We start from the raw sequence: 26,025 nt of genomic DNA, 5'->3' as shown, positions 1-26,025 counted from the left end.
TTTGATAAAACAGCGATAAATTCACTATTATTGTTATTCCTATACAAAAAAACTGCCGGTATTAACCGGCAGTAAAGAGGAGTGGCTCGAGCAATAATATTATACTAGTAATATATCATTTATTAAATAAAAAGTCAAATTGTTAGTAAAAGATAACCTATGTCCAAGAAAAATATTTATGACTTAACTATCATATTTTCATTCTCATGATGTGTGAAGATATTATAGAAATTAAAATCATGTCTGACAATATGACCAATGACGACCTCCTGCACTAAATATTTTGCAACATTTATAGGTTCAAGATTATTATCATTATAGTTCTTGAGCAGTTTTAAAGTTTTGGTTACAAGTTCGGCATGGACATTTTTGTGGTCTTTATAGTTCTGATATTTATAATCTTTGAGTATTTCTTCTTCTCTGTCGAAATGATCAACTATCTCTTGGGCAAATTCAATAAGAAGATTATCCATTTCTTTTTTCTTATTTTTATCAAAGCACAGATAAATGAATTTATTTAACATTCCGATCAATTTACTGTGATCTGCATCGATTTTGTCATTGCCGCTTTTGAAAAAAAGGCCCCACTCGATCGTCATAGGTTTGTCTCCCTGTATCATATGCAGTTCAGCGTTGCTTACTACCTTATTGCGTCCTGTCAGTTTTGCTAGATATAATGAATGATCCAGCCTTCTGAACAGTATTTCTCTGTCATCACCTTTCTGCCATTGTGCTACACCTATACTAACGGTTATCTGCCTTATACCGTTGAAGCAATGTTTTTCTATGACCTCTCTTATCTTTTCGGCAACTTCTGTGGAAGACTCTACTGTTGCATTATCCATCAAAATAGTAAATTCCTCGCCGCCCCATCTACCGATAATATCAGAATTTCTTAGATTTTCTTTTAGAACCTTGGCAAGTTCTCTAAGAACATAGTCACCTTTTAAGTGACCATATTGATCATTAACAGTTTTGAAATGATCAATATCCATTAATATAAAAGAAAATGGTAAATCAGCAGCCAAATTTTCTTTTACTTTTTTTTCACATATTTTTGCAAAATAAGCGCGATTATATAGAGTTGTCAAGCTGTCCCTTGTAGCCATATCAAAAAGCTGGTCATTTTTTATGCTTATTTCTCTTTGGAGATAATAATGATTTATGCAAGAACTTATCCTGGCCATAAATATTTTCATTTCTAAAGGTTTTAATATAAAATCATTGGCACCAATACTCAAACAGTGTGCCAAGATATTTTCATTAGTATAAGCTGTCATTAGGATGATCATTGCATCTTGATTTTTTTCTCGTATGTATTCAATAATATCGTCTCCGTCATGCTCAGGCAGAACCAGATCAATAAGAAAAAGTTCATAGTCCATTTTCTGCTGTAAGAATTCTGACGGACTTTGATAATAAGCGACATTATTAATCCCATGCATATCAAAAAAGACACGCATGATTCTGAGCGTAAATTGACTGTCATCAAGCACAGCAATATGAATTTTTCGTATCAGATCTATATTTCCCGTTTCTTTTTGAATAGTTTTGAGATATTTTACAAAGCGGCTGCTGTTGAATAATTCTTTTTCGAAATATCCCATTATTCCCATATTGAAACATTTCTTTTTTATCCGCAGATCTTTTTTGGATGTTATAACAATAATGGGCGGGCAAATAAAATCTCTGGAGATAATGACACGAACAGATTCATTGTTTAGCATCCAATCAATATCTTCATCGATGACCAGCAATCCCGTTTTTCCAGTATCAAATTTTTCAAAAACTTCGTTTGTGGATATTGCCCTTTTATAGGTAAAACCATTTTTTTGAGCAATATTTTTTATCTTTTCTGAAAAAAGCTTATCACTATCAAGATGTAATAATTGCATTTTCTCCTCCGTATTTCTATAAAAGGCAAAATAAAATTTAACCGATGATCAAATTCCTATATCACTTACTTTTTTAATAGAATCGGTTTAGTAAAAAGGCAGTTTCATTCTGTGAAAGATAATCCCTAAAATTCAAATATATTCAAAAATCCACTCGGAAGGGGAATATATCTATCATTTTTATAATAATATCATACATTGGAGATAATATAAACGTAAATTATGAATTAATTGCCAAATTTTTTTGATTTTGAAGAATGGTATAAATAGTGTATTATGGTTTAATTGCTGCATATCTTACATAATTTAAAAATACATAAAAAATAGACGTTCGATATTGTTAATATCAAACGTCTGGAAATTAAAATATACACCATGGTTAAATCAATGATTTTAATGGACTTTAGCTGCTCATTTATAATAATGTAATTATATTTGTGCAGGGCTGGCACATAGGTCCAATATGCTTTTATGCTTGTACGGCAGATTCATCAAAAAATAAATTTATATCGTTTTCAACAGTTGTAATACCGGCAATACCAAAGTTTTCTACCAATACTTTGGCAACATTTGGTGAAAGAAAAGCAGGCAAAGTAGGGCCGAGATGAATATTTTTTACACCGAGATATAAAAGCGCCAACAGAACAATCACTGCTTTTTGTTCATACCATGCAATATTATATATAATGGGCAGGTCGTTGATATCGTCAAGGCCGAACACTTCCTTCAGTTTCAGCGCAATGACTGCCAGCGAATAACTGTCGTTGCATTGCCCCGCATCCAGTACACGCGGCACACCGCCAATAGCACCAAGATCAAGTTTGTTGTATTTATACTTTGCACAGCCGGCAGTCAGGATAACAGTGTCCTTAGGCAGTGCTTTCGCAAAATCAGTATAATAGTTTCTGGTTTTATGACGACCGTCGCAGCCAGCCATAACAACAAATTTTTTAATAGCACCGCTTTTAACAGCATCGACTACTGTATCTGCCAGAGCCAATACCTGATTATGCGCAAATCCGCCCACTATTTCGCCGCGTTCCAATTCTATAGGAGGTGCACAGCGTTTGGCGTGCTCAATTATAGTCGAAAAATCTTTTTCTTTACCGACCTCGCCGTCTATATGCTTACACCCGGGACATCCTGCTGCCCCCGTGGTATAAAGACGATCTTTGTAGCTGTCTTTAGGAGGAACAATGCAATTTGTGGTCATGAGTATAGGGCCGTTGAAGCTTTCAAACTCTTCTTTCTGTTTCCACCATGCATTTCCATAATTGCCTATAAAATGAGAGTATTTTTTGAAAGCGGGATAATAATGTGCCGGCAGCATTTCAGAATGTGTATACACATCTATGCCGGTGCCTTCTGTTTGTTTAAGCAGCATTTCCATATCTCGTAAATCATGCCCGGATATTAAGATTCCCGGACGAGTTCCTACGCCAATATTAACTTTTGTTATTTCAGGATTACCGTAGGATGACGTATTGGCTTTGTCCAAAAGTGCCATACCATCGACACCATATTTTCCTGTTTCGAGAGTAAGCGCCACCAAATCATTTATGCTAAGCGAATTGTCAAGAGTTTTAGCTAAAGATGATTGAATAAAGGCATCCAGTTTTTCATCATCCTGTAAAAGCGTATTGGCATGTTTAGTATAAGCAGCAAGTCCTTTTAAACCGTAAGTAATAAGTTCTCTGAGACTGCGGATGTCCTCGTTTTCAGTAGAAAGAACACCAACTGCAGCTGCCTTTTCCGGGAAATTATCTTTGCTTGCGGATGTCCATCTGGCTGCATCGGGCAGAGCGTCTTTATTTTCCACCTGTGACAAAAGCTTTTCCTTTTCTTCCAAGGTACTGAAAATACGCTTTATAATAGTGGCTTCATCAAAGTTGGCATTTGTTATAGTAGTGAAAAGATTTGTTGTGACCATGTGGTTTATAGTGCGGGACACTTTTTTATTTTCCTTGCGCAATTGTTCGGCAGTTGCTGATAAACCTTTAGTCACATAAACCAGCAGGTCCTGCATAGCGGCAACTTCCGGTTTCTTTCCGCATACACCTACTTGGGTGCAGCCAGTGCAGCCTGCGGTTTCCTGACACTGAAAACAAAACATTTTCTTTTCCATGATAATGATATCCTCCTAAAATATTTTATTAACCCTTCAATACATCTATCATAGCAGGCATAAGACTAAAAATCCGTAACACTGGTTACAAATTTTTATTATTTATAAAATATTTCTCAATTCTTCAATGTTTTTGATATATATCGTTTTCTTTTTTATAAGCAGTAGGCCATCCTCCTGCATTTTCATCAGTTCTCTGGATAATGACGGGCGGGCTACATTTAAAAAATCTGCCAAGGCTTCACGGTTCATTCCCAAAGTTACCTTGCCGTCAGCAGCTGCATTTTGCAGTAAGACTTTTGCTGTTTTTTGGCGGAGCGTGGCACACGACATAACCTGCAGGCGTTGATTCAAAAAATAAGCCTTATGTGCCAAGATTGATAAAATATTGGCTATTATCTTAGATTGCCAAGTAGTTTTTTGATTTGTTTCGCTGTAAATAAAATTTCGGGGGATCTGCAATATTTTACTCGCTGCGGCTGCCTGTGCATAATGATCATAACTTTTCTTATTCAGGAAAACAAAGACTTCTCCGAATAATTCACCTGTGCTGTTAAAGGTAGCAACGACGCTTCTTCTGCCATCACTTGAATTATTGCCAATGACCACAACTCCGTCTAGCAGCATCATCAGCTTCGAGGGCAGTTCTTTCTGATGGAATATTATATCATCCTTCTTATAAGCAACTATTTTAGCACCGCTGTAAGTCAGGCAATCTTCTATTTCTGCTTCTGTCATACCGGAAAACAGCGGGCTGTCTTTTAATTCTGTCAGCAAAACAGCCACCTCCTTTGGCAATAAAACTGCTGTAGTTTTTAAACGAAGATTTTTTCGGGATGAAGTGTTTTTCCGGCACGAAGCTCTCGTCTTGCCGTTTGCATTATACAGTCAAGACGATTCATTTTTTCCAGTAATTTCTTTTCATCTTGTGTTGTTTCCAATACCGCATCAATTCCGCCGTTACGGATGACGATCCGTCTGTCAGCCATTAGAGCCAGCAGGGGATCATGAGTTGCCATCAAAACAATTTTATCTTGTGAAATCAAAAGCTCCAGAGCTTTTCGCCTGTCTATACCGGCATTTTCTATTTCGTCTATTAAAACGATAGGCGAGGCACTCAAAATGGCTGTATCAGCTATCATAAGAGCACGCGACTGTCCACCGCTCAGGCTGGTAACGGGAGTGTCCTCCGAAAAAGATTCTCCTGCCAGTTTATTAGCTTCTGCCAATATCTCTGCAGAAAGTTTTTGTTCATTTTCTGCCATGCGGCTTTGTGCGTGCAGCCGTAAAAATTCTTTGACACTTAAATCTATTACAAAATTCATATTTTGTGATAATTGCGCTACCAATTTATTGTTGGGAGAATAGCGCCACTTTGCGTCGGGCAGTGTGTTGTTGATCAAAATGCTGCGTCCTGTAGGAGTATCCCTCTGTGCCGCCCATTCAATGTCTGCCAGCAGTCTGCTTTTGCCTGAACCGGTTGGGCCCACTATGGCAACGATCTGTGAAGGCAGAATCACCAGTTCGTCAAAATTTTCAGGCACGGCCTTTTTGTCATGTCCCGGCAGAATAGTCAGGGACTGAACTTTATTGTTCTTTTCCAAACCCAGGAAAATGGACATTTGCCTGATATACTCATTCAGCTCTTCCGGCAGATTTTTCGGATCTATGGCTTTTTCCTCAAGCTCCCTTTCATCTAGTTGCTCCAGGTAGTCTTCAAAACATAATTGTTCAAAACCAGTTATATCCAAACGATTCTGTTGAAAAAATTCAACCGTGAAGGGATATTGATGCAAGATTTGTGCTATAGTTAATCTTTTCATTTTTCACCGTCTTCCCAGATCATTTTTTTTGTATTGCCCATTTGATAGTTTTGACCTATTCTTGTTTCACCGAGGCAGTATGAACACATTGCCGACGGCATGGGAAAGCGTAATTTCATCCCCTGCACCGAATGCAGATGTTGTTTTTCATCATAAAGCATTGTGCTGAGTTCATAGGCACCTTGCCCGCTGAGACCATTAATATGCATGACTACAGCTTTGGGATTCACTGCACTGACTCTGGAGGCAAAAACTTCCCGTTCTGCCTGCGAAACTATGTCCCCTTTGGTTATCGCTACCAGATCAGCGGATTTGAGCATAGGACCAATTTTTTTCGGCGTATTTATTCCTGAAAGATTGTCAATAACACAGACACCCTTTACACCTACAAGATAGGGTGAACACCGATTGCACAATCCGGCTGATTCGGTTATCAAGAGATCGAGCTTTTTTTTGTTCCCCCATTTGACTACATCTTCGATATTGGAGGCAAAAAAATGATCTGGGCATAAAGCGCCGGAAAGTCCTTTTTTTATTGGAATACCAGCTTTTTCATAAAGTTTGTCATCATCGGTATAAAGACAATCAAATTTCACTGCACCAACATTTATTTTCCTTCTCTGGAAAGATTCTATGACTTTCAGTATAACAGAAGTTTTACCGGATGAGGGCGGCCCTGAAAAAATTATCAAATTCATATTATTCCTCCCGATGCCTTGCTGAAGATCAGACGTGATTTAGCTAAAATCTTACCTATATCGTGTGAATGGATAAAATCCCAACCCGGCCATATGAATTTCTGCTCAGGTGAGAGCCCATTGTTCACCTGGGGATGGGTGGATGGAAATTTACCGTCCAGGCAGAATAATTCTCCCAGTTCCTTAGAAAAGAGAAAATCAACCAACGGTTGAATCTTTTTCTGGGAAGAAGTTTTTGTCAATAAAAATATCGGACTGATTATAGCACCTTCCTCAGGCCACACAGCTTTTATCGGTCCTTTTTCATCAATCATGCAGGTAAAAAAGTATGGCATGATAGTTATCAAAGGCGCCTGTTCTGATTTTTTCTGCTTGGCAGATTTTACCATTTCAGACGGATGCATGCCTGCGTATAAATTTTTTCCCAGACTGGATATGCCTGCTTCACCAAAGTTATTATAAATGTTTAACAGTACGGCATTAAATAAATCTAAATCCTGCATAGGCAGGGCAATAGTATCAGCAAATTCCGGCTTCAGCAGATCAGACCAGCTTTTTGGAAAAGCGCGTTCACCCAATAACTCAGTATTTACCATAAAGACAGCGGGAACGGCTCCGATTATAGAATAACGCCTTAAAGGATCTTTAAGGTCAATTTCATTATTATCAAAATGCGCATTGAGCTTTTTTTCTCCGGTAAGATCGGAAAAAATACCGGCATCCATATGCCTGCCCATAATATGTTTATCAAAAAATAAGCTGAATCCTGCTGATAAATAAATATCTGCCAGTTCATCGGTTTTGCTTTTTTCGATACTTTCCCGCAGCCATTCAATTCCCATGCTCGCCGCAGGCAATTCGTATTTTATATCATCCTTTTGATTTTCCAGCCAGTTATCCAGTTTTTCTAAAAGCTGTACACGAATAGGGCACGGTAGAACACCGGCAACATTTATCACATCACTGTCAGTATGCTGAATAACAGAAGCAGAATCATCTTTTTGGCACTTTTTCTGTATGATTTCAACCATCTGTTTTTCAAGCAGTTCAGGAGAAAGCTCTTTACTGCGAAAAGCAGTTTCCAATGAAATTGTTCTGCCTATGGTTTTACGCATAACATCGTTGCGCAGGTTTTCAAAGCCATTTTCAGCCAGCCAGTCAATCAGCTCCGGATAGCGTTCAGTCACATCGTACACTTTATCTGAAAGAGAAAAGTATGGGTTCATATAATATATCCTCCTGTAAATGTCAAGATTGATCATCTGATATGCTTAGTTTAACAGAATGATTTTATAATAACCGTAACAAATGTTACAAAAAATATATTTAAATATTTTTGTGTACAGCATGTTCCAATTTAAGCTCAGCAAAAAAGATGCGCAATTTTTCAATCAATTCGAGTGAAGCAGCAGACATATGACGCCCCTTGCGATAAACGATGCCTATTCTGCGCTCTATGGATATATCCGCAAATGTTACGATGCAGATATTGTAACGGCTGCACATATCTCGTACATACAAATACGGAAGCACACTGACACCAATGTTTTGTTCCACCATTTCCCGCAGGTCTTCCATTTGGCTCAGCTCAAGAATAGGAGTAAATGCCAGCTCATTTTCCTGACAGGCTTGATCAAATATTCTTCTGATGATAAAATTTTCTGACATCATGACTAACGGTACAGTTCCCAGCTGGTCAAAGGTGATTTTTTTTTCGGCAGCAAACGGATGGTCTTTTGCTGCCATAACGACCATTTTTTCTTGATATAAAGGTATGGCTTCTAATTCTTTATCTGCCAGCGGAAGAAAAACGACGCCAAAATCGAGTTCATTTTGAAGTAACTTATGCCGTATCTGACCGGTAGACAGCTGCTCCAATTCTATATGTATTTTGGGATACTGTTTGTGAAATGCAATGACTGTTTCCATAGCCAGATATGTGCCCAGGCAGGCGACCTTTATCCTGCCACGTTCCAGTCCGTTGAGCTGGCTGATTTCTGTCCTTGCCTGTTCCATCGTATCAAAAATACGCATACTGTGGCGGAATAATATTTTTCCGGCAGGAGTTAGTATTACTTTTTTGCCTAGTCTGTCAAAAAGCTGAGCGCCTGTTTCTTGTTCAAGCAATTGAATTTGCTGGCTCAGAGTCGGCTGGGCAACATGCAGGCTTTCCGCGGCTTTTGTAAAATGCAGATATTTGCATACGGCAATAAAATATTGCAGTCTTCTTATTTCCATAATATCACTCCCATAGTTTATACCTATTATAATAATCGAAAAATACTAATTGAACAATCATTTTTATCATGTTATATTATATTTATAGAAGAAAGCAAAATCAATTAATGAAATTTATGATATAGTTCAAAGGGAGGATAGGTCCATGAAACAACTTGAAATGAAAAAGGCAGTGCTGAAAAAAGCACAGCAGCTGACCGGAGCTGAATTGGTTGTCGAAAGTTTGGAAAAACAGGGTGTGAAATATATATTCGGCATACCCGGAGCGAAAATTGACCGTGTATTTGATGTATTGCGTGATCACGGACCTGAACTTATAGTATGCCGCCATGAACAAAACGCGGCTTTTATGGCTGCTGCAGTTGGGCGTCTGACGTGTAAACCGGGAGTGTGCATGGTTACTTCAGGACCGGGTGCGACTAATCTGGCAACAGGTCTTGTTACTGCAAATGTGGAAAATGATCCGGTTGTTGCGCTTGTGGGCAATGTCAGCCGTGATGATAAATTAAAACAAACGCATCAGGCATTGGATAATGTTTCGGTATTCAAGCCTATAACAAAATTCAGTGCTGAGGTTATAAATGCAAATACCGTGCCGGAAGTTATGATGAATGCTTTCCGGGCTGCAGAGTCTTCAAAGCAGGGAGCTGCTGTGGTCAGCTTTCCGCAGGACGTACTTGCAGAAACAGCTTCTGCCAGGCCTTTTGGCCATATCGCCAAATTGGAACTCGGCACAGCGTCCAGCAGTGCTATGGAAAAGGCGGTCGCAGCTTTAAAATATGCTAAAATGCCTGTTATCCTTGCGGGTATCAGGGCAAACCGGTTTTCTGTTGTACGTGCGGTTCGTTCTTTGCTCAGAAAGTGCAGCATACCGGTAGTTGAAACGTTTCAAGCTTCAGGTCTTATCTCCAGAGATTTGGAAATGAATTTTCTCGGACGAGTCGGATTATTTCGTAATCAGCCTGGTGATCAGGTACTGGAAAAAGCGGATGTATTGTTGACTATTGGCTATGATCCGGTGGAATATGATCCTAAATTTTGGAATCAAAATCAGGACCGTGTTATTATTCATCTGGATGAAGGATCATCTGCTATAGATAATTTTTACCAACCAAATATTGAGCTTATCGGCAACATTGAGGCAACTGTCAATGAATTGGAAAAACGTCTTGAACCTATAAATTTCTCGACAGCAGCGCATAGCTTTCTTAATAAAATGCGTGATGAGCTGGCCCGCAATGACCGTATGCCGGAAAACAGCAGCCAGCGTCTTGTCCACCCCTTGCATTTTATCCATGCATTGCGCGGGGCAATAGCTGATAATACAACAGTTACCTGTGATGTGGGTTCGCATTATATTTGGATGGCAAGGCACTTTCGTACTTATGAACCAAAAACACTTCTGTTCAGCAATGGCATGCAGACTCTTGGTGTAGCTTTACCGTGGGCCATCGCGGCATCACTTGTCAATGATCATGCCAAAACAATCTCTATCTCAGGCGACGGCGGCTTTCTTTTTTCTGCTATGGAACTTGAAACAGCGGTGCGGCTGAAGCTTCCTATCATACATTTTGTTTGGAGAGATGGTTCCTATGATATGGTGGCATTTCAGCAGATGATGAAATACGGCAGAACCAGCGGTGTTGATTTTGGTACTGTTGATATAGTAAAGTATGCTGAAGCTTTTGGAGCCAAGGGGCTTCGTGTCAATAAACCCGCTGATCTGGAGCACGTTATACAGGAAGCATTGGCTTATCAGGATGGGCCTGTGGTAGTGGATGTTCCTATAGATTATAGCGACAATATTGAATTGGGAAAAACTATGCTGCCTAATCAGCTGAATTGATTTTGCTGTGAAACGAAATCTGTTGGAACGGTTAATATATAATTAAAAAATGAGGTGTTACTATGAATGCTAAATCTCGGTTATATGGAGAAATATATCAAGTTTCAACAATGACTGCGCTGCTTGACGGTGTTTATGATGGTGTATTGAATTATGAACATCTGGCAATGCACGGTAATTTTGGGATAGGTACCTTTGATCATTTGGATGGAGAGCTTATTGGCTTTAACGGCAATTTTTATCATTTACGTGATGGGCTCGCTCTGCCGATGACCGATCGGGATACAACGCCCTTTTGCACGGTTACTTATTTTCAGCCTCAGTTGAGGCATCTGGTTGATCAGCCGACAACAAAAGCTGATTTTGAAAAGATTTTAAGGAATCTGGTTCCCAGTGAAAATCTTTTTTATGCCATTTGCATTGAAGGAACTTTTAAAAAAGTAAGCACGAGGACGGTCAGCTATCAGGAAAAATACATTCCGATGACTCAGGCTGTGGCTGCTCAGCAAACGATAGAATTCGAAAATGTAAAAGGAAAAATCGTTGGTTTTTGGACACCCTACTACGCACAGGGGATAGCTGTTGCCGGATATCATTTCCATTTTATCGATGATGCTTTGTCAAGGGGCGGGCATGTGTTTGATTATGTGACTGATTCGGTAAGTATATCTATAGATCAAAAATCACACATGAATCTATATACGCCGGATGTGAAGTCATTCCTTGAAGCAAAACTTTCGAGAGACGATCTCATGAATGAAATCAAAATAACGGAAGGCTGATATAAAAATGCATCGCATTTTGTAAACTTTTTGTGCTTGAAAGGAATATATGCAATTTTAAGAGGATGTGACAAAATGAGAAATCATTTTGTCACATCCTCTTTGTCACTTTTCGAAGCTACCGGTGGTAGCTTTTAATCATATTGGTTGTACAAATAATCTTTCAAATCTCCGGTGGATATTTGAAAAAAGTTGATAGTTCCGGTTAATTGGACCGCCATAAATTAACTATCAGAAGGTGGTTATTGCCTTTGTTTAATTTCAGAACTTTCCAATATTTACAGTGCCAATGACCCAGCTGTCGCCGTACAGACCGGTTTTAAATAGGTCAGTATTTTTCACATCTTTGTGGGTACATATGTCTAAATCAACGTCGATGAGCATGTAGGAGGCCTTATTTATTATATTTAATGATAAATTTGAGGATGAAATACTACTAATAATAAACTATTATCATTGTTGGTAGATATATCACATTCAATAAAATATTTTTTTCCTCTATAAATTTTATTGAGCCAATAATATTTTTTTTGCGAATCCGTTTCTTCTTTTTGTGTAGTCTCGCCTAAATTTTCAAAAAGTGTAGAAAAAATGGATTGAATGTTTTTATCTGATCCTTCTAGTTGAAATCCTAAAGAAAGTTCATCATTATTCGATATCCAAAATAATGGACACTGTAAATTATCACGTAACGTATATGCACCTGCATAGTATTCATCATTGGGAAGTTTCATAATATTGCCATCAAATATATCTGATATTGATGTTTTAGGGTTATGGAGCACTTTAAATGTATTGTTGATAAGTGTAATACCCGTCCATGTCAAATTATACGGATTACACATTGCTTCTTGACTAAAGGAATTTCGAGAAACACCCTCTGGTTTATTTTGTATATCAACCAACTTACCTTCTTTTAAAGCAGCAAAATTATTAAAAACTTTGTAAAAACACCCACATATTACTATAATAACAATAATGAAGATTAATATTTTATTTTTGATTTTAAAATGAAGCATAACTAAAACAATCCTTTATTCTAGTGTCTTATTCATAAAATATAAAAGCTTTACATTGTATCTATAAGAATCATACCGATTCATTATGTCGAAATGAAAAATATTTCTTTTATATCCATACACTATTTTTTTCGTATTAACTTAACAAAAAGCAGTAAGCAATTTAAAATCAACTTAATTTGCATTTCCATCGAGGTCTGGCAGTACATAAAATGAATCAGACGAAAGCAAAAGGCCGCATAAAAAGAGCAAAAACAATATACATTATACAGCATAATGGGAACCTGCAAAGTAGATAAAATAGATGCTTATAAATATCTTGAATATATATTTAAAAATCTACATTTGACTGATGCTTACCAAGCGCAGCAGTATATTGATTTAATGATAAAATAGTGTATAGAAAAACAAGCATCTTTACAAGTGAAAGTATGCCTGTTCTTTATTTAATATATAGATGTATTTATTTATTAGCTTTAAAAACTATATCATCCATCAAGCTTATCAATTCGCCTATTTCTGGTTTGGAAATTTGAGCGGTGGCACCAAGGCGTTCACCCTTCAAACGCATTTCTTCATTTATAAGTGAGGAAAAGAGGATAACAGGAACATCTCCCAGTACATTATCTTCACGAATAAGCTTTAATAAACGATGTCCATCCATTTGGGGCATTTCAATATCAGAGATGATCATATTAACATGATCGGTGATAGGACCATTTGCATTCTTCAACGTTTGGAGATAATCATATGTAGATTTACCATTATTGAAATCACGTACAAATTCATAACCAGATTCGTGAAGCGTGTTAACGAGCAGATCGCGCAGCATTTTTGAATCTTCAGCAATAACCACATGCTTCTTTCTTCTGCCAGCTTCTACCGAACTGTCTGCCTTTTCCACGGTAGAAAGTTTATGATTTATTTCCGCGTTTATTTCCGCTATAATGCGTTCAAAATCCAAAAGCAGTACAATTTTATCAGTCATCTTTATAACACCGACAATCATTGCTTCATTGCCGACTTCTGGTGATGGTTCCATATTTTTCCACGAAATTCGGTGAATACGGGACACACTGTCCACCAAAAACCCTATATTATAATTATTTATTTCGGTAACTATAATGTTTTTAGGATCCTCGGATTCCTTCACATTTATAGCGCGAGCCAGGCTTACCAGCGGAATAGCTCTGCCGCGCAATGTGAAAAGGCCGTCAACAAAAGAATGCGCTGATGGCATTGCTGTTACTGGCACTCTGGTAATAACTTCACGGACTTTAGCCACATTGATGCCATAATAAACATCACCTATATTAAATTCAACTATTTCAAATTCATTTGTGCCGCTTTCCAGAAGAATCCCTTTTTTATTGTCGTCGCTGCTGTCCAATACTTCCGCTTCTAGTTTCTGCATGCTTATACCTCCGATTTTTAATCATACGATTATTATCCGATAATACAGTTTTCATAAAATTTGACTTGGATTGGTACCGGATAAAAGAGTCATTACCTGATAATTCGGTAATTCTATACTAAATCCTCTAAAAAAATAATTATAATCAATCTTTCAGATCGTCGACTAAAATGATCCACCCGTCTTTTTCAACGACAGCACTGGTTTTCAATAAATGACCGACAGCTCTTTTAAAAGCAGCTTTACTGATATGAAAACGGTCTTTTATTATTTCTGGCGGTGTTTTATCACTATATGGAATTTTGCCGTTATGGGCAGCAATTTCTTTAAGCAATGTTTCTGCATCAAGATATATAGCTTTCTCTTTAATAGGCCGAAGTGAAGCATTGAGACGACCGTCTTCTCGTATATATGTGACTCTGGCAGTTACATTAGCGCCTACATGAGGATGTTCCGGCATTTCTTTCTCCTGAATAAAGGCTATATATCTTTCTGTAGTAAAAATAAAGGCACCTTGATCTGTAAGATTATAAACAGAGCCTTCTATTGTATCGCCGATTTTAACCGTATCAGCGGCAGGCTTTGATGCACGGCGCATCTCGTCTTCTACTTTCATGGTAACAGCCAGCCGGCCGGATTTATCTGTATATAATTTAGCCCAGACATAGTCCCCAAGTTTCAACGCACCGCGTGTGCCCGCAAACGGCAGAAATATACCCCTCTCAGCACCGGCGTCAAGAAAAGCCCCGTCTTCTGAAAGATTTATTACTTTCAGCCTGGCAATCTGTCCTTCTTTCATATGGGGAACACGCATACTGGCAGTGAGACGGCCCTTTGGATCCTTATATAAAAAAACTTTAACCATATCACCGACTTTTACCAAGGATGTTTGCTGTGTTTTATGAAGAAGAATATCATTGGAGGTATTACCTGTCTGCGCATCCAGGAAAACACCCATTTCGTTTTCGCGAACTGCCTTTAAAGTGGCTACTGTACTTGGTTTTAATATATTAACTGATTCAGTATCGTTATTCTTCATATTCTTTAATTCCTGCATCGCCCCATAGGCTTTCTAACCCATAGAACTCACGGCTTTCTTCTGTAAAAATATGTGCTACGCAATCACCGTAATCCAATAATATCCATTCACCTGATTTATAGCCTTCACGATGCAGCAGATGTTCACCGGACAAACCAAGCTGTTCTTCAATGTTATCAGCTATTGCTTTTGCCTGAATATTGGATCTGCCATTACAAATGATAAAATAATCTGTGGAAGTTGTCAGCTCCCGCATATCCATTGTTAAAATGCGAGCAGCTTTTTTATCATCAGCTGCTTTGGCAATTACGCAGCTTTTTTCAAATGCAGTCATCATTTCTTTATCTTTTAGATTAATTATAAAAATCATACCTTTCGTTGTTAAAATTTATTAATTTGAAAAATTAAACATTTCCTGAAGTAAATCATGTATCAGTACAGCATCTGGCTGCCAAGATGATCCATCCGGTGAAAATCTGCCGGGTAAGGTCTTCACTGTAAGTGAGTTTTTACCAGCAATCCTGATGTAGTTTTTTAAATTTGTAAAAGTAAAGAAATCGACATTGGTATACAATGAATTATTTATTATATTAACAATATCAGGGGCATAAAAAACAGCTTTAAAATTGAATATCTGTTGATAAAATGATCTTATAAAAGCTTCCTGGCGCTCAACTCTGCCTAAATCTCCAAGATCATCGCTGCGGTACATTAAATACTGCAGTGCCTTATTTCCGTCAAAATGCTGGTAGCCTTTATTTAAATGTATAGAAACACCGCCTTCTGGATCATCATAATTCATATCACTGCCCGCATATAAATCTATACCACCAAATGTGTCAACCAGTGATGCTAAAGCATTTTCATCTACAATTACATATTTGTCAATTTTTTTATCGAGAAGAGAAGAAACAGCTTCTAAAGTTTTTTCCGAGCCGTAATTTTGAAATGAGCTTACAGATGAAATGCTATTGCCCATGGTTACTAAAGTGTTGCGTGGTATAAGCAATGCAGAAAGAGCACCGTCATATTGATTAACATTGAGCAGAATCAATGCGTCGGCATCAGCATTGACCGTATAATTTGATTTGTTTACACCAATAAATAAAATAGTATCAAAATCTTTGAATTGGGCCGGGATTTTTATTTTTGTCTCTTTTTCAGCAGCTTGTTTTTCTCTATAGTCTGAATAGGCAGCATTCAGATATGCATAAAAATTTACGGCACCGCTATATGAAGCCTGAAAAACACGAAAAATACAAAAGCAGATAACCGCGAGTATGAGCAAAAAAACAAATATCCTTAAGAGTTTTGGACGCCGCCTTCTGCGTATGAGTTTTCTCCTTTGTCCGCGGGAAGGTGTACTTCTGTTATTTTTCATGATTTATATGCTGTGCAAGAAGGTAATTACGTGCAAGAATAGTCTGAGGATGAACCATCTGACCCTTTTTTATTACAAAAGAAATAGATCTGTCAAATGCCGCGATCATAACAGTATCGATATCACCAGTTTCCGCGACCCTGCGGAACTCATCAATACCATCATATTGACGATTGGGTTCAATCATATCAGCCAAATAAATAATCTTATCCAAAAGATTCATCTTTTCTTTACCAGTAGTATGGAGTTTTATTGCATCCAGAATTTCAATATCATCAATACCGTACTTTTCACTGGACAGAGCAGCACCCAGAGCAGCGTGCAGTAAAATGGGCTGATAATTATCTATAAATTCAATCGGTATATTACGTTTTCTGGCTTCACCAATAAGGCTGGGGACGGGAAATTCACGTGCACAGTCATGCAAAAGACCGGCTGTTTTTGCTTTTTGAGGAGAGGCACCAAATTTTTCGGCTAATTTCACAGCAGTTTCACTGACACCGAGTGAATGTATAAAGCGGTGCTTATTATTGAGACTTTGTTGCAATTTTTCTTGCATATCTAGAAAATTCAACGTCAGGCGGCTCCTTCATCAGATAATAATATCGTTTTTGAAAAAATTTCGCGTAAATAAAATCACCATTCTGCAGTTAAATCAAAAGCAATCGGAAAAAACCGCGGATAAAAAATAAACTGCCTGACGGCAGTTTATTTCAGCTGTGAGTAATCAGTAAGCCGAGTTCTGTTCCGCCTTAAGCGGTGATAATCATTTATCTAGACCGGCAGTTGCCTGCCGGTTCAAGCGACACAACCCGGAAGGTTCAGCGGGCAGCTTCATCCCTTCCCTATTCGGTCTTGCTCCATATGGGGTTTACCAAAGCCGTGCAGTTACCCGCACGCTGGTGCGCTCTTACCGCACCTTTCCATCCTTACCTGCAAGCAGGCGGTTTAAATTTCTATAGCACTTTCCCTAAGGTTACCCTCGCCGGACGTTATCCGGCATATTGCCCTGCGGAGCCCGGACTTTCCTCAGATGCCTAAAAACACCCGCGATTATCTTTCATACTCATAGCAACATATATTTGCATTATAACATTGATTAAAATAGCTGTCAATTAAACTGCCTTTGACGCATTATTTCATACATTATCATTGCGGCGGCACTTGATGCATTTAACGATTCGCTTTTACCGTACATAGGAATATATATATGTTCATGTGATAATGCCAGCAGTTCATTTGAAACGCCGTCGCCTTCGTTGCCCAAAATTATCGCTGCGGGCTTGTTGTAATTTACAGAGTAACAAGGGTGTGCATCAGACGACAGGACTGTTGAGAATAAGCAGATATTATTTTCGGTGATAAAGCGGCGCAGATCGTTTACATTGATTTTTTGGACTATAGGCAGATGGAAGGCGGCACCCATAGTTGCTCTTACGACCTTGGAAGAATAAATATCAACTGTTCCCTGCATAGCGATAATGCCGTCAATCCCTGATGCTTCAGCCGTTCTTATAATAGTACCTGCGTTTCCAGGATCCTGAAGCTTATCAAGAATGATATAAATAGGAGACTTTTTATTCTCCTTAGAAAGATCGTCCAGTAAAAAATCTTTTTTTACTGCTGTCGCAACAATTCCCTGTGGAGAATCTGTATCAGCCAGCTTTAAGAAAACATTGCTGCTGACTTCATATAAAAGACAATCCCTATCGCGCAAAATATTTATCAGAGTTGCACATCTTTTATTGGCGGCGGCTTCTGCGGTAAAAAAGCATTCTGTGATTTGAGCGGATAAAAGAGCAGCTTCTATCAAACGAATACCCTCAATTAAAAAAAGTTTTTCCTTTTCGCGATATTTTTTTTGTTTTAATGCAGCAGCCTTTTTTATTTGTATATTATCTGTACTAGTGATGACAGGCATTGGATAACTCCTTTTCTCCAGATAAATAAAGTTCTTATTTCAGCGGGGAAGCCGTTTGAAATAAGAACTTTATTTATCTGCTTAAATCTTTCAGCGCAAATTTTATAATTTCTTCCACAGAATTGAGATGTCCGGCCTTTTTTAAAGTGCTGAAAATTTCCTGGGACGTATAGCCAAAAGAAGCCAGAGCTTGCTTTGCATCCGTCCAAATATCAGGCTGTGACGTAGTTTCCTCCGGAGAAATATTTTCATTGAAAGTTTCTCCGTCTGTGAGTGTATCGCTTAATTTATCTTTTAATTCTAAAATGATCCGTTCCGCAGTTTTTTTTCCTATTCCAGGAGCAGTAGTCAATAAAGATATTTGTTTGTTCTGTACGGCCCAGACAATTTTATCGGCAGAGAGCACTGATAAAATGCTTAGTGCTGCTTTTGGTCCGATACCTGAAACTGATATCAAATGCAGGAATATATCATGCTCCGCATGCGATGAAAAGCCGTAGAGCTGCAAAGCATCTTCACGCACATTAAGATACGTATATACCATAGCTTCCTGCCCTTTTTTTAGACGAGAGCGTGTAGTTGAAGATATGAGTGTATGATAGCCGACGCCTTTTACATCTATAAAACAGGAATCGGGGAAGAGTTCAGTTATTGTGCCATGTAGATAGCCTATCATATTTTTCTCCTAGAATCAGCGATTGCGCCATAGTATATTATTGATGCAATGTGTAGTGCAAATAGCTACGGCAAGAGCATCTGCCACATCATCGGGATGCGGCGGATGGGGCAGGTTCAATATTTTCCTGACCATATATATTACCTGTTCTTTGGTGGCTTTACCATAGCCGACTACCGATTGTTTTATTTGCAGCGGGGTCCGTTCAACCAAATCAATATTGTTTTGTGCGGCAGCCAAGAGAATGATGCCGCGTGCCTGCCCCACAGGAATGGCTGTTGTTACATTACGATTGAAGAACAGTTGTTCAACTCCCATAACGTCTGGGGTGTATTTTTCCAGTAGTGCAGTAAGTTCCTCGTGAATTTTCAGGAGACGATCCTGCGGCCTGGCTTTTGAGCTTGTCGTTATAGCACCGTATTCAATCGCCCTGAGATGGCTTCCCGTAAGTTCAACGAATCCGTAGCCGCATATTGCGGTACCGGGATCTATTCCTAATGCCAGCATAATTGATTACTCTTCTTCGATTTCATAATTGCCATATACATTTTGCACATCATCGTGTTCTTCAAGAGCATCAACGAGTGCGAGCATTTTGTCAGCATCTTTTCCTGTAAGCGCAACTGTAGTATCAGGCACCATAGTTATTTCAGCCTGGACGGTGTCGATTTTATTGTCCTCAAGTACTTGCATGACGGCATCGAAATCATTGGGTTCTGCCGTTATTTCAAAAGAATCTTCTTCTGCTTTAAAGTCCTCGGCACCGGCATCAAGAGCGATCGTCATCAACGCTTCTTCATCGTCATAACTTTCCTTGTCTATCAGAAAAACGGCTTTTTGTTTGAACATCCAGCCCACACAGCCGGTTTCCCCGAGATTTCCGCCAAATTTGGAAAAAAGATGGCGGATATCGGCTGCGGTCCGGTTGCGATTGTCTGTCATTATATCAAGCATGACGGCGCTGCCGCCCGGACCGTAACCTTCATAGACAAATTCTTCGTAGTTGCTGCCGTCAGCAGCCCCCAATCCTTTTTGGATGGCGCGTTGAATATTGTCTTTGGGAATATTGTTTGCCTTAGCTTTGGAAAGAGCCAGTTTTAAACGCATATTGCCTATCGGGTCACCGCCGCCCATGCGGACAGCAACAGTTATTTCACGGCCTATTTTTGTGGTCACTTTTCCGCGAATTGCATCATTTGCTCCTTTTTTCCTTTTTATATTTGCCCATTTTGAATGTCCTGACATTTATTACACCTCATATAAATTAGTATTTATGCTTCAAATGTTAGCTGTTGATCAATTATTGCTTAGGGTCAGCCGGTAATGCTTTTTCTTGCCCTTTTTCAACATGCAGAATCCATCAGAAAAATCAGCTGATGTTAGCAATCTGTCAATGTCACTTATTTTTTCATTGTTTAGGGAAAGGCCGCTTTGCTGAATAATACGTTTTGCCTCTCCTTTAGAAGCAAATACTTTTGCCTCTACCAGCAGATCCAGCAGCCTGCTGCCCAGCATTTCTGCAGATATTTTTAAGGAAGGAGCATTATCAAGAACACCCTGGCCGCTGAATAGAGCTTTTGCAGCTTCCTGTGCTTTAGCTGCTTCTTCTTCACCATGCACTATTTTAGTAATCTCGTAGGCTAAAACTTTTTTAGCTTCGTTTATCTGTTCGTTTTCCAGACTGCTCAGCCTGATTACCTCTTCCATAGGCAGAAATGTAAGCAATGACAGACAGTTTTTTACATCCGAATCATTTACATTGCGCCAGTATTGATAAAATTCATAAGGAGAAGTTTTAGATGGATCAAGCCATAAAGCACCTTTTGCTGTTTTCCCCATTTTTTTGCCTTCACTTGTTGTAAGCAAAGTGAAGGTCAGCCCATATGCAGGTGTCTCATATTTGCGGCGCAATAGTTCCACGCCGGCAATTATATTAGACCATTGATCGTCACCGCCCATCTCCATTTTACAGTTGTACCGACGGTTAAGTTCCATAAAATCATATGCCTGCATTATCATATAATTGAATTCCAGAAAAGTCAGGCCTTTTTCCAGACGCTGTTTATAACATTCCGCAGCAAGCATGCGATTGACAGAAAAATGTGGACCTATGTCTCGAAGCATCTCTATATAGTTGAGTTTGCGCAGCCAGTCTCCGTTATTTACCATAAGAGCTTTGCCTTCATCAAATTCAATAAAGCGCTGCAGTTGTTTTTTAAAGCAATTGCAATTGTGTTCTATAATGTCGTCCGTGAGCATTTGGCGCATATCTGTTCTGCCGGAAGGATCACCGACAGTGCCCGTTCCTCCGCCTATCAGGCAGATAGGACGATGTCCTGCACGCTGCATGTGAGCCATTACCATCATGCCCAAAAAATGTCCCACATGCAGGCTGTCGGCGGTAGGATCAAAACCGATATAAAAAGACACCTTTTCATTTGCCAAAAGTGCTCTTATTTCCTCTTCGTGAGTAGCCTGAGCAATATAGCCGCGCTCCTTTAGTACGTCATATACGTTCAATCAAAGTCCTCCTCAATTAGTTTTGTCCTTTTCCGCTTTGTTCACCCGGTCCGGGTTGAACTGCCGGTGCCTCCTGAGGCATGGCCGGAGTCGGTTTGGTTCCTGGGCTGGTTTTTGCGCTGCTGTCTGTCTTTGGATTATTCTTCTCGTCATCTTTATTTTTATCAGCTGACTGCGCGCTATTTTTGGCATCATTTTTATCTTTTGGCAAAACCTTCTCTTTATCCAAGTCGGTATGGATCTGACTGGTTCCCGTGCCAGAAGGAGCGCTTTGTGCAAATTCAGTTGCTTTTGTTCCTGACAGAGCCTTAGACATAAATGTTTTCCAAATTAATGCAGGGGTTGTGCCTCCATACATTCCGGGCATTTTGGCATTGTCATCACAGCCGATCCAGACAGCAGTTACCAGTTCAGGGGTATAACCTATGAACCATGCATCCTGCGAATTGTCGGTAGTGCCTGTCTTACCGGCGGCCGGACGGCCGATATTTGCTCTTGTACCCGTACCTTCGGTGATTGCATTTTGCAGTACACTTGTCAAAACATCCGCACTATGCTCGCTTATTGCTTTATGCTCTTCAGGACGATGCTGTTCGATGGTCTTGCCGTTGCGGTCTACTATTTTTATTATGGCTGTTGGTTTGATGTATATCCCTTTATTATCGAAAGCGCTGTAGGCAGCTGCCATCTCCAACGGAGTGACGCCCTTTGTCAATCCTCCCAGAACAGTAGCCAGGTTTCTGTCATTTTTGCTGCCGCCCATAACCAGCGTAGAGATTCCCAAATTTTGAGCGGTTGCCAATACATTATCTATTCCTAAGGAATAAGCCAGTTTAACAGTAGGCACATTTATTGAGTGTGTGGCGATCTGCCTTATATTTACTATGCCACGGAAACGCCGGTCATCATTCTGCGGTTCCCATGAACCAATTTTCACAGGACTGTCATCTACCTGCGTATTCGGGGTCATGTTATTTTCAAAGGCAGTGGCAAAAACAAACGGCTTAAAAGACGAGCCGGGCTGGCGTACAGCCATGGTCGCTCTGTTGAATTTGTCGGTGCCGCGGCCGCCGACCATAGCCTTTATATATCCTGTGTGCGGATCGATTGAAACAAGAGCACCCTGCGGCTGTTCAAGACCATTTTGATCTTTACGTGAATTTGGAAGATTTTTCATTGCTGCTTCTGCATCACGCTGCATACTCATGTCTATGGTTGTGTATATCTGCAAGCCTTCTTTGTATACCTTGTCGGCGCCATATTTATCTATCAAGGATTGCGTGACATAATCAATAAAATATGAAGCAGTATTATCTTCTTCCGTTTGTTTTTTTCCGGAGCTGAGCTTTAGTTCTTCCTTATCAGCCTGGGCAAGTTGAGCCTGTGTTATATAGTCGTATTTTTTCATTTGTTCAAGTACGACTGTCTTGCGTTCCTTGGCAGCAGCCAGATTGTTAAGGGGAGAATAGTAATTAGGACTGCGCGGAATTCCTGCAAGCATAGCACATTCCGATAAATCAAGCTCAGATACGTCTTTGCCGAAATATGTTTGTGCTGCGGCTTGAGCACCATAAGCCCCCTGCCCAAAATAAATTTGATTCAGATACATTTCCAGAATTTCTTTTTTTGTATATTTTTGCTCAAGCTGAAGTGCTAAAAATACTTCCTGTATTTTTCGTGTCCATGTACGGTCCTGTGTCAGATACGCATTCTTTGCCAGCTGTTGTGTGATGGTGCTGCCGCCCTCTGCGATTTCTTTATTGGTTAGATTTGCCCAGATAGCTCTCAGTATGCCGCGAGGATCTATGCCGAAGTGATCATAAAAACGCGCATCCTCGTTTGCTATAAAAGCATTCTGCAGGGCAGGCGGTATTTTCGCGATAGGCACAGGAACGCGATTTTCCACTGCGTGTACTGTTTCTATCAAATTACCATTGATATCATAAATCTGAGATGAAGCTGGTGGTTCAATATTATGAAGCATGTCTGGTTTTGTATTTATTGTTGCAGTCAAGAAACCACAACCAACGCCAATGACCATGACAACCAAAATTACGACGGCAATAGATGCTGTTTTCTGCCAGCCGCCGTTACCCGAGCGACGAGCCGGCGTTTGTGTACGGTTGCTCATGCATACCCTCCTAAGTGAAAAATGAACATATAAAATAAATTTGAATATCAAATGATATAATACCATAAATTTTACAATGTTACCACTTACAGGTTCTGGAAATCAGCTGCCTGTAAGGTATTTTATGAATGAGGCAGTTATTGCAGCTGGACGACAGTTGCGCCGCTGCCGCCTTCATTTATGTCAGCCAAAGAATAGGAAAAAACACTGCGGTGGTTTTTTAAATATTCATGTATACCCTTGCGCAGAGCACCAGTCCCCTTGCCATGAATGATGATGATCTGCTTTAATCCGGCCATGATGGCATCATCAATATATTTGTCCAATATTTCCTGCGCATCCGATACCATCATGCCGCGTATATCAATTTGGCGGCTTATTGCGGCTGTTTTGTCTGTTTGTGAAAAATTACTTCTTGCCACCGGATGGGTTTCCTGCGGTGTTTTTTGAGCGGAAGAAATAAAAAGGCAATTTTTAGCTTTAACTGTGGTTTTCAATCCACCGAGTAAAATAACAAATTCATTGCCAGTGACCTCGCCCACAGTGCCTTGTTTTTGGATGTTTTTCAAAAATACAATATCCCCAGGTTTTATTTTATGAGGATCAGCAGCTATTCCCTGCACCGGCGAAATATCCTGCTCAATTCTGTTGAATTTTCCAAGCCCTGCCTGTAATTTTTCTCTTGCTGCCTGTATCGTATCCTGACGTTTTTTTATGCCGGAGTCATTGAATTGGGCTTTTAGTTCTTTAATTATTGTTTCGGCCTGTCTTCTGGTATCACGCAATACAGCAAAACAGTCTTTTTGAGCTTTTTTTATAGACTGATTTTTTTTTCGGGAAAGTTCTTCCTTTTGTTCTATAAGTTTTTTTTCTAAACTGAATATATGCCGCTCTTTTTCGAGGATAACAGCATTTTTCTGCTCATAAATGAGTTTTTCTGATTCAAGTCTGTTAAGTACATTTTCAAAATTGGCATGATCAGCCCTGATAAGTTGTTTAGCCCGCAGGATTATTGAGTCGGCAAGGCCAAGCCTGCTGCTTATGGCAAAAGCGTTACTGGCGCCGGGAATACCAGTCAGCAGCCTGTATGTGGGTTTTAAGGTCTTTATGTCAAATTCGACACTGGCATTTTCTATATTTTCATGGCTGTAGGCAAATGTTTTCAGCTCGTTATAATGTGTCGTTGCAACCACAGATACATTCATTTCCATGAACTTTTCCAACACAGCCATGGCCAATGATGCACCCTCTTCAGGATCAGTGCCTGAGCCCAGCTCATCCAGCAAGACCAGATCGTTTGCTCCTGCATTAGCCAAAATATTTATTATGTGTGTTATATGTGCTGAGAATGTGCTGAGGTTTTGTTCAATACTTTGTTCATCGCCTATATTGGCAAATATTTGCGGATAAAATGCAAGCTTAGAACCGTCTTCAGCCGGTATAAAAAGTCCCGACTGTGCCATTGCCGCAAGAAGGCCAAGTGTCTTTAGGCTGACGGTTTTACCGCCGGTATTTGGTCCCGTGATCAGCAGTGTTTTATAAGAAAAACCTATTTTGATATCAATGGGGACTATCGATTTCTGTTCCAGCAGAGGATGGCGGGCTTTGAGCAGATCTGTTTGATGCTTTTCATTTAAAACAGGGCACGAGGCTTTCATTTCCAACGCCAGTTTTGCTTTAGCAAAAGTAAAATCCAACTGGGCGATAAAATGGCAATTTTGCTGCAGAAGGTCAGCATTTTTGGCAATTTTTACAGAAATTATTTTCAAAATACGTTCAATTTCTTTTTTTTCGTTCAGCGTGTATTGCTTTATATCGTTGTTTAAAGCGGCGATAGACAGGGGTTCAATAAAAAGGGTTGAACCGCTTGACGATTGATCATGGATTATCCCCGGGAAAAATTGTCGATATTCCTGTTTTATGGGTATAACATACCTGTCGTCGCGAACGGTAACTATATTTTCCTGAAAAAATTTCTGCATATCGGTATTTTTAAGAATATTATCGATTGTCGATTTTACTCTGTTCTTTGCCGTTTTTATGGCAGCTCTGATACGATAGAGTTCGTTGCTGGCAGTATCCTGCACAAAGCCATGTTCATCAACAACAGAATTTATTTCGTTTTCAAGCTGACCAAGAATCTCTATTAAAACCGCCAAGCTTTTAAGTTCCGGGCATTCGACAGGACACTCTTTGAAAAATTTTTTTATATTACGCATGCCATACATTGTGCCGGATATATCCACCAAGATCTCCGCTTCCAGGACAATACCCATAGATGCCTTTTTCAGTGCCGGGCGGATGTCAGCTATTCCACCAAAGGGGGGCTCACTTTCATGCAATACGGCAACGGCTTCTTCTGTATAATGCAAATTTCCACATGCATCTTCAAAGTCGTCCGACGGAAGAAGATTTTTTATTATTTCTCTGCCCTGTGTAGTGTGGGATTTCGAACTGAGTCTATCAATAATTTTGTTGTACTGAAGTGTTTTCAGAGTTGCCTGTTCCATATATTCT

General features: G+C 39.5%; 22 protein-coding genes and 1 other RNA gene. 2 read left to right on the top strand and 21 right to left on the bottom strand.

Annotated elements, in window-relative coordinates:
* Positions 1–176: 176 nt before the first annotated feature.
* The 7 genes from NXG61_RS12845 to NXG61_RS12815 all read right to left on the bottom strand — a co-directional run bounded on the left by NXG61_RS12845 (position 177) and on the right by NXG61_RS12815 (position 8,779).
* The gene (locus NXG61_RS12845; RefSeq protein ID WP_307222599.1) at positions 177–1,895 is read right to left on the bottom strand and encodes a diguanylate cyclase; all 1,719 of its coding nucleotides are present in this window, start codon (positions 1,893–1,895) and stop codon (positions 177–179) included.
* A 469-nt stretch (positions 1,896–2,364) separates the two neighbouring features.
* Positions 2,365–4,020: a hydroxylamine reductase gene (hcp, locus tag NXG61_RS12840; protein WP_307222600.1), complete on the bottom strand. Its 1,656-nt coding sequence runs from the start codon at positions 4,018–4,020 to the stop codon at positions 2,365–2,367.
* A 102-nt stretch (positions 4,021–4,122) separates the two neighbouring features.
* Positions 4,123–4,797: a Crp/Fnr family transcriptional regulator gene (locus tag NXG61_RS12835; RefSeq protein WP_196605315.1), complete on the bottom strand. Its 675-nt coding sequence runs from the start codon at positions 4,795–4,797 to the stop codon at positions 4,123–4,125.
* 38 nt (positions 4,798–4,835) lie between these two features.
* Entirely contained in the window at positions 4,836–5,843 is a 1,008-nt protein-coding gene (locus tag NXG61_RS12830) for an ATP-binding cassette domain-containing protein (RefSeq protein WP_196605314.1), read from the bottom strand.
* Positions 5,840–6,541, bottom strand: coding sequence for a GTP-binding protein (locus NXG61_RS12825; protein ID WP_196605313.1), 702 nt, complete (start codon positions 6,539–6,541; stop codon positions 5,840–5,842). Before NXG61_RS12825 ends, NXG61_RS12830 begins: the two co-directional genes overlap by 4 nt.
* Complete coding sequence (locus NXG61_RS12820; protein WP_307222603.1) at positions 6,538–7,767, bottom strand: ABC transporter substrate-binding protein; 1,230 nt, start codon at positions 7,765–7,767, stop codon at positions 6,538–6,540. The genes NXG61_RS12825 and NXG61_RS12820 overlap by 4 nt, the downstream gene beginning before the upstream one ends.
* Positions 7,768–7,867: 100 nt before the next feature.
* The gene (locus tag NXG61_RS12815; protein ID WP_196605311.1) at positions 7,868–8,779 is read right to left on the bottom strand and encodes a LysR family transcriptional regulator; all 912 of its coding nucleotides are present in this window, start codon (positions 8,777–8,779) and stop codon (positions 7,868–7,870) included.
* 145 nt (positions 8,780–8,924) lie between these two features.
* Here NXG61_RS12815 and alsS point away from each other — a divergent pair, with 145 nt between their 5' ends.
* On the top strand, positions 8,925–10,625 hold the full coding sequence (alsS, locus tag NXG61_RS12810; RefSeq protein ID WP_307222605.1) for an acetolactate synthase AlsS: 1,701 nt from the start codon (positions 8,925–8,927) through the stop codon (positions 10,623–10,625).
* 62 nt (positions 10,626–10,687) lie between these two features.
* Positions 10,688–11,407, top strand: coding sequence for an acetolactate decarboxylase (gene budA, locus NXG61_RS12805; protein ID WP_196605310.1), 720 nt, complete (start codon positions 10,688–10,690; stop codon positions 11,405–11,407).
* Positions 11,408–11,814: 407 nt separating this feature from the next.
* Here the strand turns inward: budA and NXG61_RS12800 are convergent, their stop codons facing one another.
* The 14 genes from NXG61_RS12800 to NXG61_RS12735 all read right to left on the bottom strand — a co-directional run bounded on the left by NXG61_RS12800 (position 11,815) and on the right by NXG61_RS12735 (position 26,018).
* Positions 11,815–12,426: a hypothetical protein gene (locus NXG61_RS12800; RefSeq protein WP_196605309.1), complete on the bottom strand. Its 612-nt coding sequence runs from the start codon at positions 12,424–12,426 to the stop codon at positions 11,815–11,817.
* Positions 12,427–12,889: 463 nt separating this feature from the next.
* Positions 12,890–13,840 carry a chemotaxis protein gene (locus tag NXG61_RS12795; RefSeq protein ID WP_307222608.1) on the bottom strand — a complete coding sequence of 317 codons (951 nt, stop codon included), beginning with the start codon at positions 13,838–13,840 and terminating at the stop codon, positions 12,890–12,892.
* A 145-nt stretch (positions 13,841–13,985) separates the two neighbouring features.
* The gene (locus tag NXG61_RS12790) at positions 13,986–14,879 is read right to left on the bottom strand and encodes a CvfB family protein (RefSeq protein ID WP_196605306.1); all 894 of its coding nucleotides are present in this window, start codon (positions 14,877–14,879) and stop codon (positions 13,986–13,988) included.
* Positions 14,869–15,213 (bottom strand): ribosome silencing factor, encoded by a 345-nt coding sequence (rsfS, locus tag NXG61_RS12785; protein WP_196605941.1) that lies wholly within the window; start codon positions 15,211–15,213, stop codon positions 14,869–14,871. The genes NXG61_RS12790 and rsfS overlap by 11 nt, the downstream gene beginning before the upstream one ends.
* Before the next feature lie 57 nt (positions 15,214–15,270).
* Complete coding sequence (locus NXG61_RS12780; RefSeq protein WP_196605305.1) at positions 15,271–16,260, bottom strand: LCP family protein; 990 nt, start codon at positions 16,258–16,260, stop codon at positions 15,271–15,273.
* Positions 16,250–16,834 carry a bis(5'-nucleosyl)-tetraphosphatase (symmetrical) YqeK gene (gene yqeK, locus NXG61_RS12775; RefSeq protein ID WP_196605304.1) on the bottom strand — a complete coding sequence of 195 codons (585 nt, stop codon included), beginning with the start codon at positions 16,832–16,834 and terminating at the stop codon, positions 16,250–16,252. The genes NXG61_RS12780 and yqeK overlap by 11 nt, the downstream gene beginning before the upstream one ends.
* A 142-nt stretch (positions 16,835–16,976) precedes the next feature.
* Positions 16,977–17,329: RNase P RNA component class A (gene rnpB / locus NXG61_RS12770), an RNA gene on the bottom strand.
* Between the two features lie 42 nt (positions 17,330–17,371).
* Positions 17,372–18,181, bottom strand: coding sequence for a TrmH family RNA methyltransferase (locus tag NXG61_RS12765; protein WP_196605303.1), 810 nt, complete (start codon positions 18,179–18,181; stop codon positions 17,372–17,374).
* A 73-nt stretch (positions 18,182–18,254) separates the two neighbouring features.
* Positions 18,255–18,857 (bottom strand): Holliday junction branch migration protein RuvA, encoded by a 603-nt coding sequence (gene ruvA / locus NXG61_RS12760; protein WP_196605302.1) that lies wholly within the window; start codon positions 18,855–18,857, stop codon positions 18,255–18,257.
* 15 nt (positions 18,858–18,872) lie between these two features.
* Entirely contained in the window at positions 18,873–19,364 is a 492-nt protein-coding gene (gene ruvC, locus NXG61_RS12755) for a crossover junction endodeoxyribonuclease RuvC (protein ID WP_196605301.1), read from the bottom strand.
* 6 nt (positions 19,365–19,370) lie between these two features.
* A complete protein-coding gene (locus NXG61_RS12750; RefSeq protein WP_196605300.1) occupies positions 19,371–20,102 on the bottom strand; it encodes a YebC/PmpR family DNA-binding transcriptional regulator in 732 nt (243 codons plus the stop codon).
* Between the two features lie 51 nt (positions 20,103–20,153).
* The gene (gene tyrS / locus NXG61_RS12745) at positions 20,154–21,377 is read right to left on the bottom strand and encodes a tyrosine--tRNA ligase (protein ID WP_196605299.1); all 1,224 of its coding nucleotides are present in this window, start codon (positions 21,375–21,377) and stop codon (positions 20,154–20,156) included.
* Positions 21,378–21,393: 16 nt separating this feature from the next.
* Complete coding sequence (locus NXG61_RS12740; protein ID WP_307222614.1) at positions 21,394–23,508, bottom strand: transglycosylase domain-containing protein; 2,115 nt, start codon at positions 23,506–23,508, stop codon at positions 21,394–21,396.
* 137 nt (positions 23,509–23,645) lie between these two features.
* Complete coding sequence (locus tag NXG61_RS12735) at positions 23,646–26,018, bottom strand: endonuclease MutS2 (protein ID WP_307222616.1); 2,373 nt, start codon at positions 26,016–26,018, stop codon at positions 23,646–23,648.
* Positions 26,019–26,025: the final 7 nt, after the last annotated feature.

The organism is Pectinatus haikarae (assembly GCF_050916305.1).
Lineage (GTDB): Bacteria > Bacillota > Negativicutes > Selenomonadales > Selenomonadaceae > Pectinatus > Pectinatus haikarae.
This window is presented reverse-complemented; position numbering and strand designations above follow the sequence as displayed.

What these genes read in the sequence shown, in the direction of transcription:
- NXG61_RS12740 (WP_307222614.1), bottom strand. Translation starts at nt 23,508, where the DNA reads ATGAGCAACCGTACACAAACGCCGGCTCGTCGCTCGGGTAACGGCGGC.
- budA (WP_196605310.1), top strand. Translation starts at nt 10,688, where the DNA reads ATGAATGCTAAATCTCGGTTATATGGAGAAATATATCAAGTTTCAACA.
- NXG61_RS12815 (WP_196605311.1), bottom strand. Translation starts at nt 8,779, where the DNA reads ATGGAAATAAGAAGACTGCAATATTTTATTGCCGTATGCAAATATCTG.
- NXG61_RS12845 (WP_307222599.1), bottom strand. Translation starts at nt 1,895, where the DNA reads ATGCAATTATTACATCTTGATAGTGATAAGCTTTTTTCAGAAAAGATA.
- NXG61_RS12830 (WP_196605314.1), bottom strand. Translation starts at nt 5,843, where the DNA reads ATGAAAAGATTAACTATAGCACAAATCTTGCATCAATATCCCTTCACG.
- hcp (WP_307222600.1), bottom strand. Translation starts at nt 4,020, where the DNA reads ATGGAAAAGAAAATGTTTTGTTTTCAGTGTCAGGAAACCGCAGGCTGC.
- NXG61_RS12765 (WP_196605303.1), bottom strand. Translation starts at nt 18,181, where the DNA reads ATGCCTGTCATCACTAGTACAGATAATATACAAATAAAAAAGGCTGCT.
- ruvA (WP_196605302.1), bottom strand. Translation starts at nt 18,857, where the DNA reads ATGATAGGCTATCTACATGGCACAATAACTGAACTCTTCCCCGATTCC.
- NXG61_RS12825 (WP_196605313.1), bottom strand. Translation starts at nt 6,541, where the DNA reads ATGAATTTGATAATTTTTTCAGGGCCGCCCTCATCCGGTAAAACTTCT.
- NXG61_RS12780 (WP_196605305.1), bottom strand. Translation starts at nt 16,260, where the DNA reads ATGAAAAATAACAGAAGTACACCTTCCCGCGGACAAAGGAGAAAACTC.
- NXG61_RS12820 (WP_307222603.1), bottom strand. Translation starts at nt 7,767, where the DNA reads ATGAACCCATACTTTTCTCTTTCAGATAAAGTGTACGATGTGACTGAA.
- NXG61_RS12750 (WP_196605300.1), bottom strand. Translation starts at nt 20,102, where the DNA reads ATGTCAGGACATTCAAAATGGGCAAATATAAAAAGGAAAAAAGGAGCA.
- NXG61_RS12735 (WP_307222616.1), bottom strand. Translation starts at nt 26,018, where the DNA reads ATGGAACAGGCAACTCTGAAAACACTTCAGTACAACAAAATTATTGAT.
- NXG61_RS12790 (WP_196605306.1), bottom strand. Translation starts at nt 14,879, where the DNA reads ATGAAGAATAACGATACTGAATCAGTTAATATATTAAAACCAAGTACA.
- NXG61_RS12795 (WP_307222608.1), bottom strand. Translation starts at nt 13,840, where the DNA reads ATGCAGAAACTAGAAGCGGAAGTATTGGACAGCAGCGACGACAATAAA.
- ruvC (WP_196605301.1), bottom strand. Translation starts at nt 19,364, where the DNA reads ATGCTGGCATTAGGAATAGATCCCGGTACCGCAATATGCGGCTACGGA.
- alsS (WP_307222605.1), top strand. Translation starts at nt 8,925, where the DNA reads ATGAAACAACTTGAAATGAAAAAGGCAGTGCTGAAAAAAGCACAGCAG.
- NXG61_RS12800 (WP_196605309.1), bottom strand. Translation starts at nt 12,426, where the DNA reads ATGCTTCATTTTAAAATCAAAAATAAAATATTAATCTTCATTATTGTT.
- rsfS (WP_196605941.1), bottom strand. Translation starts at nt 15,213, where the DNA reads ATGACTGCATTTGAAAAAAGCTGCGTAATTGCCAAAGCAGCTGATGAT.